The following is a 13,809-nucleotide window of genomic DNA, read 5'->3' on the forward strand; positions in this document are numbered from 1 at the left end:
GCAGATCGAAGACGTTGTGCGCAAGCGCTTTACAGCGACGACTTGGTGGGCGGGCCAGTCAGTTGACTGGCCGTGTGGCATCTATCGGGCACCATGGACATCGTGACCACCGATGCCGACATCGCCGAACTGACCCTCGAGGAGAAGGCGTCGCTCACCAGCGGTGTGAACTTCTGGTACACGAAGCCCATCGGACGTCTCGGTGTCCCGTCGATCATGTTGACCGACGGCCCGCACGGTCTGCGTAAACAGCGCGACGGCGCAGACCACCTCGGAATCGGTGACAGCGTGCCCGCGACGTGCTTCCCGCCGGCGGTCGCGCTCGGTTCGAGCTGGGACGTCGCCCTCATCGAGCGGGTGGGTGCGGCCCTGGGCGCCGAGGCCGCGCTCGAGCACGTCGCCGTCGTGCTCGGACCGGGTATCAACATCAAGCGTTCACCGCTGTGCGGACGCAACTTCGAGTACCTGTCCGAGGATCCGGTGGTCAGCGGCGTTCTCGGCGCAGCGCTGGTCGCCGGGATCCAGTCGAGGGGCGTCGGCGCCTCGGTCAAGCACTTTGCGGCCAACAACCAGGAGAGCGACCGGATGCGGGTCAGTGCCGACATCGACCCGCGGCCGCTACGCGAGATCTACCTTCGTGGCTTCCAACGTGTCGTCGAGGACGCGCAACCGTGGACGGTGATGTGCGCCTACAACCGCATCAACGGTGTGTACGCATCGCAGGATGCGTGGCTGCTGACGCAGGTGCTCCGCGGCGAGTGGGGTTTCGCCGGCGTCGTCGTCTCCGACTGGGGCGCGGTCAGCGACCGGATTGCCGCCCTCTCGGCCGGTCTGGACCTCGAGATGCCGGGCTCGCTGAGCGACGACCGCGTTGTCGCCGCGGTCAGGGACGGCTCACTCGACCGACAGTGTGTGAACGCCGCGGCCGCCCGAATACTCCGGTTGGTCGACAGAGCACAGGCGGGTGCCGCCGTCACCACCCCACCCGCGGCGGGTGCTCACCACGCGCTGGCGCGGGAGTCGGCGGGTAGATCCATCGTGCTGCTCAAGAACGACGACGGGATCCTTCCGCTTTCCAAGAGCAGAAACATCGCAGTGATCGGGGAATTCGCCACCCAGCCGCGTTATCAGGGCGGTGGATCGTCGATGATCAAACCCACCCGGCTGGACAACGCACTCGACGAAATCCGGCTGCTGGCAACAGGAAAAGTCGTCCATGCGGCGGGGTTCGACTCGGCTACCGACGTCTCGGCACAGGAGGCCACCCGGTTGCGGCGCGAGGCGGTCGCCGCAGCCGACTCGGCCGACACCGCCGTCGTGTTCCTCGGACTTCCGGCACGTCTGGAGTCCGAGGGTTACGACCGCGATGACATCGACCTGCCGGTTCAACAACTGGAGCTCCTCGCCGCCGTGCTCGAGGTCAACCCGAACACGGTGGTGGTGCTGTCCAACGGCGGCGTGGTGGCGCTGCCGTTCGCCGCGGAGGTGCCCGCGATCATGGAGGGATGGCTTCTGGGGCAAGCGGGCGGCGGTGCGATCGCCGATGTGCTGTTCGGAGAGGTCAATCCGTCGGGGAAGCTCACCGAGACCATCCCCGTCCGGCTCGCGGACAGCCCGGCCTACCTCGACTTCCCGGGAGAGTTCTCGCACGTGCGGTACGGCGAGGGCCTGTTCGTCGGCTACCGCTGGTATGACACCCGAGACATGGAGGTCGCCTTTCCGTTCGGTCACGGCCTGTCCTACACCACCTTCGAGTACAGGACCGCCACGGCCGGCATCGACGACCACGGGGACATCGAGGTGCGCATCGTTGTCACGAACACCGGCGCCGTGGCGGGACGTGAAGTCGTTCAGGCGTACACGGCGTTACCGGGCAGCAGGATCGCCCGGCCCCGGCGGGAGCTCAAAGCGTTCACCTCGGTGGCGCTCGACAGCGGGGAGTCCCGCGAGGCCACCTTGACCGTCCGTCGAAAAGACCTGGCGTACTGGGATACCCGCGTCGACCGCTGGGTGGTCGAGGACGGCCCGTACACCGTCGAGGTCGCCGCGTCGAGCAGGGACATCCGCTCGTCGGTCCAGATCGATGTCGACGGTGATCCGGTGACCATCCCGCTGTCGCGGTCGTCGTCGATCGGTGAGGTGCTCGCGCATCCGGTCGCGGGCCCGATCCTGCAGTCCGCGATGGCGTCGGCGATGGCGGGGGCGGGCGAGGCCGCCGCCATCATGCCCGACGGTGTCGACCTCAGCCGGCTCCTGGACTCGTTCCCGATCGGGCAGATCGGAATGCTGGCGGCCGGCAGCGGAGCCGAAGTCGACCCGGCGATGATCGACGCGCTGCTTGCGGCAGCAGATGCGCCAGACGAAGGGTCCACCGCTCATGCACCGGGCTGACCCGGGTCGTGTCGCTCGCGAGCAGTGCCGGTACCGGGTCTGATCTCGTCTTCGGGTTCGTCGGCGGGGTGCGGTCCGTCGAAGCTCACGTCAACGCGTTGAAAGCCCTTGGCGCGCTGCGCCTCACTCTGTCCGGCGTACATCTTCCGGTCGGCCGCGGTCAGGTCGACGTCGTCGGTGAAGGGGGTGAGCAGGGCCCGGGGGTGCAGCCGATCGACGCGCACCACGTTGATCTCCGCACACACCAGCAGTGACGTCGAAACCAGGTAGAGGAACGCCAGTAGTCCCAGGACGATGGCGAACACACTGTTGGTGACGCTTGCCGACGCGGCGACGCGAGCGACGAAACTGGCACCGAACCACTGCAGCATCTGCCATATCAGCGCGGCGACCACCGCCCCCGGCAATACCTGCGCGTAGGTCAGGGACCGCTCGGTGGTGAGTCGGAACGCTGCCATACAGACCGCGGTGTTCAGCACGAAGGACAACACGACCACACCACCCGTGCCGAGCACCCCCAGCCCGGTCGAGACCTTGCCCAATGCGGTCAGCAGCGTCGTGGCGATCAGCGCCGAGCCCAGCACTGTCAGCAGCTTGAGGCTGCGCAGGCGCGACTTGAACGGATCGGGTCGGACATACCGGGGGACCGCCCACACGGTGTTCATCGCGTTCTGCAGGGCCTGGCCGACGCCCAGCGCGCCGTACAGCGCCCCGGCTATGCCGATCGCCACGCCGACGGCGCCGCCGCTGAGCGCTTCGGGCCGGCTGAGCTGATCGCTGAGAAGAGGAAACTGATTGACCGCAGAGTTGACGATGCTCTCCCGCCACTCCGGCCGGGCGGACAGCACCACCCCGAGCAGGGTGGTGAGCAGCAGCAACAACGGGAACAGCGAGACGAAGGCGTAGTAGGTGATGAGCGCCGCCAGGAAGTGGGCCTGGTCGTCGACGAACTTGTAAATCACCGCGACGACGAAGCCCATGGCGCGGCTCCTCTGCTGCAGCCGATCCAGCCAGCCCACCATCGTGACCTCCACCCAGCACGCGGCCCGGTGCCGCAGCCGGTGGAATACCCGGGGTTCGCCTACTTCAACATGCTGCCCGCGTCGACGGTGACAGGAAGGCCGGTGACATAGCGTGCTTCCTCCGAGGCCAGGAACAACACCGCATTGCTGATGTCGATCGGTTCCACCCATCCGACCGGGAGCACGTGCATGAACTGTGCGGCCACGGCGAGATCGTCCGGGCCGGGGTTCTGCAGATCCGGTCGGAACAACCGCATCGTGCCGTCGTTCATGAACATCGGGGTGTTCACGTTCGTCGGGCACACTGCATTGACCCGGATGGAATGCTGCCCCAGCTCGACCGCAAAGGTGCGCATCAAGCCGATCACCCCGTGCTTGGCGGCGATGTAGTGACCGGTGTGCGGGTAGGCCTTCAACCCGCCCACCGAGCTGGTGAGGATGATCGATCCGCCACGTCCACCGGAAAGAAGGTGAGGCACGGCAGCTTTGACGGACTTCCACACGCCGCTGAGATTGACATCGATCATGTCGTCCCAGTTCGCCTCGCTGGTCTTGTCGAGGGTCTGACCGCCGTTCCCGATCCCGGCGTTGGCGACCACGATGTCCAGCCTTCCGAGCTGTTCGACACCGCTGTCCACCGCCGCTTTCAGTGCGGCGTAGTCGCGGACGTCGACCTCCGCGGTGACGACGCGTCGGTTGAGCCCCTTGACCAGATCGGCGGTGTGGGCCAGGTCGTCGGGTGTCGAGGGTGCGATCTGGGTGTCCTCGCTGATCGGACCGCAGACATCGATGGCGATGATGTCGGCGCCCTCCTCGGCCAGCCGGACCGCATGGCTGCGGCCCTGCCCACGGGCGGCGCCGGTGATGAAGGCTACTTTTCCTGCGACCCGACCGGTCATGTGTGCACCTCGATCATCATGCGTGACGAATTTTGTCGATCGATCAGGAACGTTGGCACTCCTCGGCTTCGTTGTCAACCTCCGGTTGTGTCGGGTCGCTCCGTGAGGAGGGTGAGCTGCCGGTCCATGAAGGCGCGCAGCTCGTCGTGGCCGAGGGTGACGCCGACTGCGCTTTCGTTGCACAGACTGCGTGCGGTCTGCGCGATCAGCATCGACAGGGCCACCGGCGGGCACTCGTCGACATCGATGCCTCTGGCGCGCAGCGCCACCGTCACCGCGGCGGTCTCGATGTCGCGCACCCGCTCCGCATAGGACTTGAGCTCAGCGCGAATCACCTTGCGATGGTTGGCAAGGGCCATGAACTCAGTGTTCAGGCCGGTCCATCGCAGGTCACTGTTGATCGACCACAGGGCGCGTAGCGGATCCTCGTCGGTGAGCGCCGCGCGCATCCGCTCGAGTGCCACCTCCGCGCCGGACCGGAGCACTTCGACGAAGAGGTCGTCCATGGTGGGGAAGTAGTAGTAGACCAACGCCTGCTTGACGCCGGCCTCGGTGGCGATACGTCGGGAAGTCGCTGCGGCATAACCCTCATCGCGCATGACCTTGGTGGTGGCGTCGATCAGCCGCTGTCGCGCAGCGGTTTCGGTGGACCGGGGTTTACGGGGCGTTGCCATTCAGTGGTCTCTTCCATGACGAGCGCTTGACCGCCGTTCGCGCCCTGTGATAGGCATGGCGCAGTCTAACAGTTTGATCGATCGATCAGTTTTGGGGATCGTACTCATGGAGGCTGCAATGACCGATCTCGCCCAGGTGAACTTCTTCACCGATGAACACGTGAGCCAGGACCCCTACGAGTATTGGGACTACCTGCGCGAGCAGAGCCCCGTGACCCGGGAGCCTCACTTCGGCGTCGTCGCCGTCACGGGATATCAGGAAGTGATCGCGGCATTCAAAGACCACGACCATTTTTCGGCGGTCAACGCCATCGGCGGTCCATTCCCGCCGCTGCCGTTCACCCCGGAGGGTGACGACATCACCGAGCAGATCGACGCGCACCGCCACGAGTTCCCGATCCATGAACACATGGTCGTCATGGATCCACCCGCCCACGACCGGGCACGGTCACTACTGAGCAGGCTGCTGACGCCGCGGCGCCTCAAGGAGAACGAAGACTTCATGTGGCGGCTCGTGGACAGTCAGATCGACCAGTTCATCGGCAACGGCCGATGCGAGTTCCTGTCCGAGTACGCGAAACCGTTTGCCACCTCGGCGATCATCGATCTACTGGGTGTTCCCGAAGACGACCGTCCCGAGTTCCTCGCCGCGCTGGGTGCCGAGCGGCCGTCGGACAATGTCGTCGGGGCCCTCGACGGTGCGCCGGTGGGACGCGATCCGCTTCGTTATCTCGACGAGAAGTTCGCAGGCTACCTCTCGCAACGGCGCCGCGAACCCCGTGACGACGTGTTGTCGGGAATGGCCACCGCGAAGTACCCCGACGGCTCCACGCCGGAACTGCTCGAGGTAGTCAAGCCGGCGACCTTCCTGTTCGCCGCCGGCCAGGAGACGGTCACCAAGCTGCTCAGCGCCGCGGTGCAGGTGCTCGCCGACCATCCCGGGCATCAGCAGGTCTTGCGCCAGAACCCCGACACCATCCCGGAGTTCATCGAGGAAGCGCTGCGCATGCACTCGCCGACGAAGGTTGACTTCCGGCTGGTCCGCAAGACCACGACGCTGGGCGGGGTGCGCCTGACCGCGGGCACCATCGTGATGCTCTGTCTCGGTGCTGCCAACCGCGACCCTCGTAAGTTCGACGATCCCAATCAGTTTCGGCCGGATCGAAAGAACGTCCGAGAGCACATCGCCTTCGGTCGCGGCATCCACACCTGCGCAGGCGCACCTCTGGCCCGCGTCGAGGGGCAGATCACCGTCCGTCGGTTGCTGGACCGGATGCGCGACATCACGCTCGACGAAACGGTTCACGGACCGCCGAGCGCGCGGCGCTATGCATACGATCCGACCTTTCTACTGCGCGGTCTCACTGAACTCCGCATCGAGTTCGCCGCCGCAGGCTAGCACTGTCGGCATTACGGTATCGCCTTCGGCTAACATCGTTGGCGATATGGATATCGATAGGGACAGCGTGAATGTGACCGGTCAGCGTGCCCTCGTGATGGGTGCCAGCGGCAACGTGGGAGCATGCGTGACGCGTCATCTGGCGGCAGGGGGCGCCGATGTTCGTGTCCTGCTGCGAAAGACCAGCTCCACGTTGGGGATCGACGGGACATCGGTGGAGAAGCACTACGGTGATCTCTCCGACGCAGCGCAGGTCACCGCCGCGATGGCGGACCGCGACGTCGTCTACTACTGCGTCGTCGACACCCGAGCCGAGCTCCGCGACCCGACACCGCTGTTCGAGACCAATGTCAACAGCCTTCGTCGGGTGCTGGATGTGGCGGTGGAGGCCAACCTTCGCAAGTTCGTCTTCCTGAGCACGATCGGCACCATCGCGGTCGGCAGGAACGGTGAAACCGTCGACGAAGACACCCCGTTCAACTGGGCCGACTCCGCCGGCAGCTACATCGAGTCCAGGCGCGCAGCAGAGCAACTGGTGTTGTCCTACGTTGCCGACCACAAGCTACCCACGGTGGTGGCCAACGTGTCGAATCCCTACGGCCCGCCGGACTGGCAACCGCGGCAGGGGATGTTCGTCCAACTGGCGGCCCAGGGGAAGATGCCGTGCTACGTCCGCGGTGTCGGCTCGGAAGTCGTGGGGATCGACGATGTCGCCGACGCGATGCTGCGCGCGGCCGAACGGGGGCGGGTCGGCGAGCGCTACATCATCTCCGAGCGGTACATGACGCACCGTGAACTGGTGACGGTCGCCGCCGAGGCGGTAGGCGCGCGACCACCACGGTTCGGTATCCCGATGGGTCTGGTTCAGGGGTTCGGCTACGTGGCAGATGGCCTCGCCGCGCTGACCCGCCGCGATATCCCGATCAGTAGTCAGAGCGCCCGGTTGTTGGCGCTGACGTCACCGGCGAGCCACGCCAAGGCCACCCGCGAACTCGGCTGGCACCCCTGGCCGACCGAGCACTTCATCAGGCGCGCGGCCGAGAACTACGTCAGCAGAGCCGGCTGAGCTCAGCCGAGACCGATGCGGATGTTCTTGATCTGTAGGAACTCGTGCAGTCCGTCGATACCGCCGGTGCGTCCGAAGCCGCTCTGCTTGTACCCGCCGTACGGGCCCTGCGGTGAGATGTCGCTGAAGGTGTTCACCCACACCGACCCTGCCTCGAGCCTGCGCGCGACGAGGTGGGCGCGGTTCAGATCGCGGGTGTGAACGAACGCGTTCAACCCGTAGACGGTGTTGTTGGCGATACGAACCGCCTCGTCGTCGTCGCTGAACCTGATGACCGAGACGACGGGTGCGAAGGTCTCGGTCTGCGCCAACTCCGAGTGACCGTCGACGTCGCCGAAGACCGTCGGCTCCAGGTAGTAACCGTGCGCAAGCTCACCTCCGATCCGCCGGCCGCCGGTCAGAAGCTCACCCGAAGAATCGGCGACGGCGGTGTCGATGACACCGAGGATCCGGTCGACGGCGGCCTGGCTGATGACCGGACCGAACGTCACTGTCGGATCGAGTGGGTCACCGACCGCGGCGGCGCCGACGACGGCGAGGAACCTGCCGACGAAGTCGTCGTACACCGACTCGTGCACCAGAATCCGGCTCGCGCAGGCGCAGCTCTGCCCCGATTGCATGAGCGGGCCCTGGTGGGCGCCCAGCACGGCCGCGGTGTCGAGATCGGCGTCGGCGAACACGATGTTGGCGGACTTGCCGCCGAGTTCGGCGACCACCGGGGTCAGGTTGGCGGCTGCGGCCTGCAGCACCTTGCGCGCGGTGCCGCCGCCACCGGTGAAGTGGATCTTGCGGATCCCCGGGTGCCGGACCAGCGCGTCGCCCCCCTCGGCGGCCGCAGGGACCACGTTGACCAAGCCAGGTGGTAGGCCGGCCTGCAGACAGAGTTCACCGAAGCGCAGCGCCGCCAACGGTGCCAATTCGGAAGGCTTGAACACAACCGCATTTCCTGCGGCCAGCGCAGGCGCCACGCACGACCCGGCGACCGCCAACGCCCCGTTCCATGGCGCGATGACCCCCACCACACCGTAGGGCTCCCGCTCGACCAGGTTGAGGTCGAACGACCCGTTCGTCGGTGTGCTCGATCCGAGCGGTTTGTCGACGTAGCCGGCGAAGTGGCGCAGGAACCGCTCCAGCAGCAGCGCGGTCCCGGCGAAGGACACCGGCACGGCATAGTCGTGCACGTTGAGAGTGGCGAGTTCGGCGAGGTGCTCGTGGATGACGTCGGCAAGGTCGATCAGCATGTCGCGGCGTCGGTCGACGGTCAGGGCCACCCATTCGCGCTGCGCTTCCCGCGCCGCAGTCACCGCACGGTCGATCTCGTCGGCACCAGCCAACGCAATCGTGGCGTTGGACCGCCCTGTCGCCGGGTAGATGTGCTCGTGGGTGCGACCCGACGTCGTGGTGATCCGCTCATCGCCGACGAGCAGCCCAACGGTCTCGCCCAGTGTGGCGGTCACGAGGCAGCCTGGGCGTCTGCGGCCCATTCCTCGGTGACACGCAGCTTCTGCTCGTCGATCACCTGGGCGAGGTGTGATGCCTTGGGCCACCCGTAGTAGGCGGCGAAATGCAGTGCCAACTCGTCGATTTCATCGAAGGAGATGTCCCGGCTCTTCAGCGCGGCATAGACGTGGCTCAGGATCGGGTAGGGCGCGTCCTGAAACGCCACGCACGCGACGGTGATCAAGCGCCGCTCCTTCATGTCGAGCCCCGGCCGCAGCCACATCTCGCCGAAGACGAAGTTGAGGATGCCCGCTCCCTGGTACGGGTTGTCGCGCAACGGTGCGTAGGGCAGACAGTTGATGTCCTTGAAGGTCTGCTCTCCCACTGCCAGGCGTTCTTCGGGTTCGCTGGGCGTCTGCAGCGGCAGCAACGGCTCCGGAGGTGGTACCGGTACGCCCCGCTCGCGATGGATGCGCTCCCACTCCTCGTCCACGACCATGTTGAAGCGGGAAGCTTTGGGCCAGCCGGCATAGACCGCGAAATGCAGGACGGCTTCCCGCATTTCGACGATGGACAGGTCGCCGCTGTTGAGTGCCGCGTAGACGTGCTCGCGCAGTGGCGTCTCCGCGTCGGCATCGGCGACACACGCCAGCGTGATGAAGCGACGCTCACGCCGGGTCAGACCGGGCCGCGGCCACACTTCGGCGAACACGAACTCGAGGAGATTGGCCGTGGCCGGGGATCGTTCATCAGGTGCCGGGAATGTCATCACCTCGGCGAAGCTGTGCTTGCCTCGCTCGAGGCGATCGGTGTTGGACGTGGTCACATCGGTTCCTTCGGACAGGCGGCTCACCGTAGGGTGACGCCGGCATCCACTTTGAATTCCAACCCGGTGACATACCGGGATTCGTCGGAGGCCAGGAACAACACCGCATTGCTGATGTCGCCCGGCTCGGCCATCACGATCGGCAGCGCGTTCATGAACAGCGGAGCCAGGTCGGGTCTGTCCTCTGCCAACAGATGGTGCAGCGAGTCGGGCCGCATGCCTGTCTGCACGCCGGTGGGATGCACCGTGTTGACCCGGATGTTCACGGCGGCAAGCTCGTTGGCCAGCGACCGGCTCAGCCCGACGACACCGTGCTTGGATGCGGTGTAGGGCAGGTGCAACGGGGTGCCTTTCAACCCGGCTGCCGAACTGATGTTGATCAGGCTGCCGCCGTGTTCCTGCATGTGGGGAAGCGCTGCGGCGCAGGTGTTCCAGGTGCCGATCAGGTTGACGTCGACCACGGTGCGCCACTGTTCAGCGGTCGTGGTGTCCCAGGTGCCCGCGGTGAGTACGCCCGCATTGGCGACCGAGACGTCCAGGCCACCCAACCGCGCCACCCCGTCGTCGACCGCGGCCGACAGCGCTGCTCCGTCGCGCACGTCCACGATGTGGGTGACCGCCCGCCGGCCGTGAGCCTCGACGAGCCGTGTGGTCTCGTCGAGATCCGCGGAGGTGGCCAGAGGGTATTCGATCTCCGGAAGTGACTCACAGATGTCGACGAGGATGAGGTCGGCGCCTTCCTCGGCCAACCGCACGGCATGGCTGCGGCCCATGCCGCGTGCGGCGCCCGTGACCAGCACCCGTTTGCCTGCGACCCGGCCGCTCATAGTTTGTTGCAGAAGCCGGCGTCGACCGGGAACGTGACCCCGGTGACGTACTGGGCGGCATCGGACACCAGATAGGCGATTGCTGCGCTGATGTCTTCGGGCTCGAGCATCCCGACCGGCATCGGATTCTGCAGATGCGGCCCGCCGTCGGGGTAGTTGTCCAGGAATGCCGTCATCGCCGGGTTGTTCGCCATCATCGTGTTCACCGCCGTCGGGTGCACGGTGTTGACACGGATGCTGTGGGTGGCAAGCGCGTTGGCGAGGGTGCGCATCAGACCGACGATCCCGTGCTTGGAGGCGGCATAACCGAGCCCGCCACCTTGCATACCGCCGAACCCTCGCAGTCCCGCGGTGGAACTGGTGAACACGATCGACCCGCCGCGCCCGCCGGAGATCAGATGAGGGATGGCGGCCCGGGCGGTGTGGAACGCCCCGGCCAGGTTGACGTCGACCACGTCGGTCCACATGGCGAGCTCTTCGTCGATGGTCAACTCGCGGAACGCCATCGACGCGATACCCGCGTTGGCACACACGATGTCGAGACGCCCGAAGTGCCCGACGCCTTCAGTCAAGGCGGTGTCGAGTGCGTGGAAGTCGCGGACGTCGGCGACGGATCCCAGCATCTTGCCGCCCTGCGCTTCCACCAGCGCGATCGTCTCGTCGAGTTCGTCTGGGGAGGCCATCGGATATCCGTTGGAGGCGATGTCGGCGCAGATGTCGACGCCGATGATGTGGGCGCCTTCGGCAGCCAACCTGACTGCATGGCTGCGCCCTTGCCCCCGTGCCACTCCGGTGATGAAGGCGACTTTGCCGTCCAACGAATTCACATGCATTCCTCACATCGAGTAACTGTGTTACTACCGGTACAGTAACGGGGTTATCGTTGGGAGGCAAGGGTGAAGGTGAGGCCGGTGGTGGCTGCGCAGGAGGGCTCCAGTGGGGACGCGAGGATTCTGGCGATCGTCGTCGAGATCCTGGAGAACGAGGGGTACGAGGCGGTGCAGCTGCGCGAGGTGGCGCGTCGCGCCCGCACCTCCCTGACCACGATCTACAAGCGGTATCCCACCCGCGACGAGCTGATTCTGGCCGCCTTGGAAGCGTGGATGGAGGAGAACCGCTACGCCGGCATCACGCCGCATCCCCGGGAACCGGGGGAGTCGCTCTATACCGCGCACATGCGGGTGTTGCGCGCGCTGTTCGAGCCATGGGAGCAGCATCCCGGCATGCTCACGGCCTTTTTCCGTGCCAGGTCGGCAGCCGGTGGGCAACGACTCTTGCGGCGCGGTCTGGACGTCGTCGTGCCGACGGTCCTGGAACTGCTCGCCGACGTCGACGACGACTTCGTCGCCGACCTCGACAGGATCATCGCCAGCCTGGTGTACGGGCTTCTCGGCCGCTACGCCGCGGGGGAGATCGACATCACCGAGATCCTGCCGACGCTCGACCGCACCGTGTACTGGCTCACCACGGGATACGAAGCCTCCCGTGCCGGTCATCCGGATGCGCCGGAGTAGCGCCGGCAGCCACCGGCGCCGCACCTGACGTGGCATGGAATTTCTTCGGGTGGTTCGACGGTTGGTCCCCAGTGATGCCGTCGGCAGACACACCAAGGGAGAATTACGATGACCGATCGTCACACGGTAAGGCGAGCTCTGGTCATGGCCGGAGTCGGCGGCGTCGCCGCGGCCGGTCTGATCGGCCCCGGCGCGGCGAATGCCTACGCGGCCGAGGCCTGTCCCGACGTGGAAGTCGTGTTCGCCCGAGGCACAGCGGAACCGGTGGGTGTCGGCCGTGTCGGTCAGGCGTTCGTCGAGGACCTGCGTAGCTCGCTGAGCGGTCAGAGCGTCGGTGTGTACGCCGTGAATTACCCTGCGTCATACGACTTCCTGCAGTCCGCGCCGCAGGGAGCAGATGAGGCGAGCGCCCACATCCAGGCCACTGTCGCCAGCTGTCCCGACACCAGCATCGTGCTCGGTGGATACTCGCAGGGTGCCGCCGTGGTGGACTTGATCACCGCCGATCCCAACGCGACGTTCGGATTCGGCCGCCCCATGCCCCCGGCGGTCGCCGACCACGTCGCCGCGGTCGCGGTCTTCGGCAACCCCGCCGGCAAGATCGGCCGTACTCTCACCTCGATGAGCCCGCTGTACGGAGCCAAGACCATCGATCTGTGCAACGGTGCCGACCCGGTGTGCTCCGACGGTGATGACCGGCCCGCCCACAGCTTGTACGTGGAGACCGGATTGACCGATCAGGCAGCGGATTTCGTCTCCGGGAAGGTCACCTCCGACACCTTGGTGAACGCTGCGGGCTCCGTCGGGTAGTCTGTCGAGCGGCCTGGTGCCCTGCTGATCTGATTAGTATGGGTACGTGACTGCTAGCCGGCCCACCGGTCTGGACGCCGGTCAGTTGTCGGCGCTGTCGGCAGTTGTCGAGTTCGGCAGCTTCGATGCCGCAGCCGAGTACTTGCACGTCACCCCGTCGGCGATCAGTCAGCGGATCAAGGCACTCGAGCAGCGCGTCGGCCAGGTCTTGGTTCTTCGGGAAAAGCCTTGTATCGCAACCAGTGCCGGTATACCGCTGCTGCGGCTTGCCGCTCAGACGGCGTTGCTGGAGTCCGAGGCGCTCGCCGAGATGAGCGGCGGTTCCGCGCAGCACCCGCGAATCGCGCTGGCCGTCAACGCCGATTCGATGGCCACCTGGTTCACCGAGGTCTTCGCCCGGCTTCCCGATGTCCTGTTCGACGTGCGTATCGAGGACCAGGACCATTCCGCCCGGTTGCTGCGTGAGGGGGTGGTGATGGGCGCGGTGACCACCGAACGCGCCCCGGTCAGCGGCTGCCGCGTTCAGGCTCTCGGCGTGATGCGCTACCTCCCGGTCGCCACCCGCGAGTACGTGAAGCGCTACCTCCCGCAGGGATTCACCGCCGAGGCTGTCGCCGCGGCGCCGTCGCTGGCCTGGAACCGTGACGACGCACTACAGGATCAGTTGGTGCGCAAAGCGCTCCGCAAGTTCGTCCGCCGGCCCGTCCACTACGTTCCCACCGCGGAAGGTTTCGGCGCGGCTGTGCGCGCCGGGCTCGGCTGGGGCATGTACCCGGAGCAGCTCATCGATCGCTCGTTCGTCCCGATCACCGGCCAGCACCTCGACGTGCCGCTGTACTGGCAGTGCTGGAAGCTGGACAGCAGCACGGTTGCGCAGGTCACCGAGGCGGTCCGGGCGGCCGCGGCGGGGTTGCATCGCAGCCGGTGACAGAATCGCTGAC

Annotated in this window: 13 protein-coding genes; 6 read left to right on the plus strand and 7 right to left on the minus strand. The window is 66.3% G+C overall.

Annotated features, from left to right (window positions below):
• Positions 1-93: 93 nt before the first annotated feature.
• Positions 94-2,391 carry a glycoside hydrolase family 3 C-terminal domain-containing protein gene (locus tag G6N53_RS06740; RefSeq protein WP_163887779.1) on the plus strand — a complete coding sequence of 766 codons (2,298 nt, stop codon included), beginning with the start codon at positions 94-96 and terminating at the stop codon, positions 2,389-2,391.
• Here G6N53_RS06740 and G6N53_RS06745 read toward each other — a convergent pair.
• The 3 genes from G6N53_RS06745 to G6N53_RS06755 all read right to left on the minus strand — a co-directional run bounded on the left by G6N53_RS06745 (position 2,376) and on the right by G6N53_RS06755 (position 4,986).
• Entirely contained in the window at positions 2,376-3,413 is a 1,038-nt protein-coding gene (locus G6N53_RS06745; protein ID WP_163887780.1) for a YihY/virulence factor BrkB family protein, read from the minus strand. The genes G6N53_RS06740 and G6N53_RS06745 overlap by 16 nt on opposite strands.
• 59 nt (positions 3,414-3,472) lie before the next feature.
• The gene (locus G6N53_RS06750) at positions 3,473-4,312 is read right to left on the minus strand and encodes a mycofactocin-coupled SDR family oxidoreductase (RefSeq protein ID WP_163887781.1); all 840 of its coding nucleotides are present in this window, start codon (positions 4,310-4,312) and stop codon (positions 3,473-3,475) included.
• Positions 4,313-4,386: 74 nt separating this feature from the next.
• Positions 4,387-4,986, minus strand: a complete 600-nt coding sequence (locus tag G6N53_RS06755; RefSeq protein WP_163887782.1) for a TetR/AcrR family transcriptional regulator — start codon at positions 4,984-4,986, stop codon at positions 4,387-4,389.
• Between the two features lie 118 nt (positions 4,987-5,104).
• Here G6N53_RS06755 and G6N53_RS06760 point away from each other — a divergent pair, with 118 nt between their 5' ends.
• Entirely contained in the window at positions 5,105-6,385 is a 1,281-nt protein-coding gene (locus G6N53_RS06760) for a cytochrome P450 (protein ID WP_163887783.1), read from the plus strand.
• Between the two features lie 46 nt (positions 6,386-6,431).
• On the plus strand, positions 6,432-7,451 hold the full coding sequence (locus tag G6N53_RS06765; protein WP_163887784.1) for an NAD-dependent epimerase/dehydratase family protein: 1,020 nt from the start codon (positions 6,432-6,434) through the stop codon (positions 7,449-7,451).
• A 2-nt stretch (positions 7,452-7,453) separates the two neighbouring features.
• On the opposite strand, the gene G6N53_RS06770 is transcribed toward G6N53_RS06765, so the two are convergent.
• The 4 genes from G6N53_RS06770 to G6N53_RS06785 form a co-directional block, all read right to left on the minus strand.
• Positions 7,454-8,935: an aldehyde dehydrogenase family protein gene (locus G6N53_RS06770; protein WP_163887785.1), complete on the minus strand. Its 1,482-nt coding sequence runs from the start codon at positions 8,933-8,935 to the stop codon at positions 7,454-7,456.
• Positions 8,905-9,660: a carboxymuconolactone decarboxylase family protein gene (locus G6N53_RS06775; protein WP_276000002.1), complete on the minus strand. Its 756-nt coding sequence runs from the start codon at positions 9,658-9,660 to the stop codon at positions 8,905-8,907. Before G6N53_RS06775 ends, G6N53_RS06770 begins: the two co-directional genes overlap by 31 nt.
• An 80-nt stretch (positions 9,661-9,740) precedes the next feature.
• Positions 9,741-10,544: a mycofactocin-coupled SDR family oxidoreductase gene (locus G6N53_RS06780; protein WP_163887787.1), complete on the minus strand. Its 804-nt coding sequence runs from the start codon at positions 10,542-10,544 to the stop codon at positions 9,741-9,743.
• Positions 10,541-11,371 (minus strand): mycofactocin-coupled SDR family oxidoreductase, encoded by an 831-nt coding sequence (locus tag G6N53_RS06785; protein WP_163887788.1) that lies wholly within the window; start codon positions 11,369-11,371, stop codon positions 10,541-10,543. The genes G6N53_RS06780 and G6N53_RS06785 overlap by 4 nt, the downstream gene beginning before the upstream one ends.
• 84 nt (positions 11,372-11,455) lie before the next feature.
• Here G6N53_RS06785 and G6N53_RS06790 point away from each other — a divergent pair, with 84 nt between their 5' ends.
• The 3 genes from G6N53_RS06790 to G6N53_RS06800 all read left to right on the plus strand — a co-directional run bounded on the left by G6N53_RS06790 (position 11,456) and on the right by G6N53_RS06800 (position 13,796).
• Complete coding sequence (locus tag G6N53_RS06790) at positions 11,456-12,058, plus strand: TetR/AcrR family transcriptional regulator (protein ID WP_205390318.1); 603 nt, start codon at positions 11,456-11,458, stop codon at positions 12,056-12,058.
• Between the two features lie 108 nt (positions 12,059-12,166).
• Positions 12,167-12,868 carry a cutinase family protein gene (locus G6N53_RS06795; RefSeq protein ID WP_163887789.1) on the plus strand — a complete coding sequence of 234 codons (702 nt, stop codon included), beginning with the start codon at positions 12,167-12,169 and terminating at the stop codon, positions 12,866-12,868.
• Between the two features lie 46 nt (positions 12,869-12,914).
• On the plus strand, positions 12,915-13,796 hold the full coding sequence (locus G6N53_RS06800) for a LysR family transcriptional regulator ArgP (RefSeq protein WP_237166440.1): 882 nt from the start codon (positions 12,915-12,917) through the stop codon (positions 13,794-13,796).
• Positions 13,797-13,809 lie beyond the last annotated feature (13 nt).

Source organism: Mycolicibacterium hippocampi, from assembly GCF_010723735.1.
Classification (GTDB): Bacteria; Actinomycetota; Actinomycetes; order Mycobacteriales; family Mycobacteriaceae; genus Mycobacterium; species Mycobacterium hippocampi.

What these genes read in the sequence shown, in the direction of transcription:
- G6N53_RS06740 (WP_163887779.1), top strand. Translation starts at nt 94, where the DNA reads ATGGACATCGTGACCACCGATGCCGACATCGCCGAACTGACCCTCGAG.
- G6N53_RS06745 (WP_163887780.1), bottom strand. Translation starts at nt 3,413, where the DNA reads ATGGTGGGCTGGCTGGATCGGCTGCAGCAGAGGAGCCGCGCCATGGGC.
- G6N53_RS06750 (WP_163887781.1), bottom strand. Translation starts at nt 4,312, where the DNA reads ATGACCGGTCGGGTCGCAGGAAAAGTAGCCTTCATCACCGGCGCCGCC.
- G6N53_RS06755 (WP_163887782.1), bottom strand. Translation starts at nt 4,986, where the DNA reads ATGGCAACGCCCCGTAAACCCCGGTCCACCGAAACCGCTGCGCGACAG.
- G6N53_RS06760 (WP_163887783.1), top strand. Translation starts at nt 5,105, where the DNA reads ATGACCGATCTCGCCCAGGTGAACTTCTTCACCGATGAACACGTGAGC.
- G6N53_RS06765 (WP_163887784.1), top strand. Translation starts at nt 6,432, where the DNA reads ATGGATATCGATAGGGACAGCGTGAATGTGACCGGTCAGCGTGCCCTC.
- G6N53_RS06770 (WP_163887785.1), bottom strand. Translation starts at nt 8,935, where the DNA reads ATGGGCCGCAGACGCCCAGGCTGCCTCGTGACCGCCACACTGGGCGAG.
- G6N53_RS06775 (WP_276000002.1), bottom strand. Translation starts at nt 9,660, where the DNA reads ATGACATTCCCGGCACCTGATGAACGATCCCCGGCCACGGCCAATCTC.
- G6N53_RS06780 (WP_163887787.1), bottom strand. Translation starts at nt 10,544, where the DNA reads ATGAGCGGCCGGGTCGCAGGCAAACGGGTGCTGGTCACGGGCGCCGCA.
- G6N53_RS06795 (WP_163887789.1), top strand. Translation starts at nt 12,167, where the DNA reads ATGACCGATCGTCACACGGTAAGGCGAGCTCTGGTCATGGCCGGAGTC.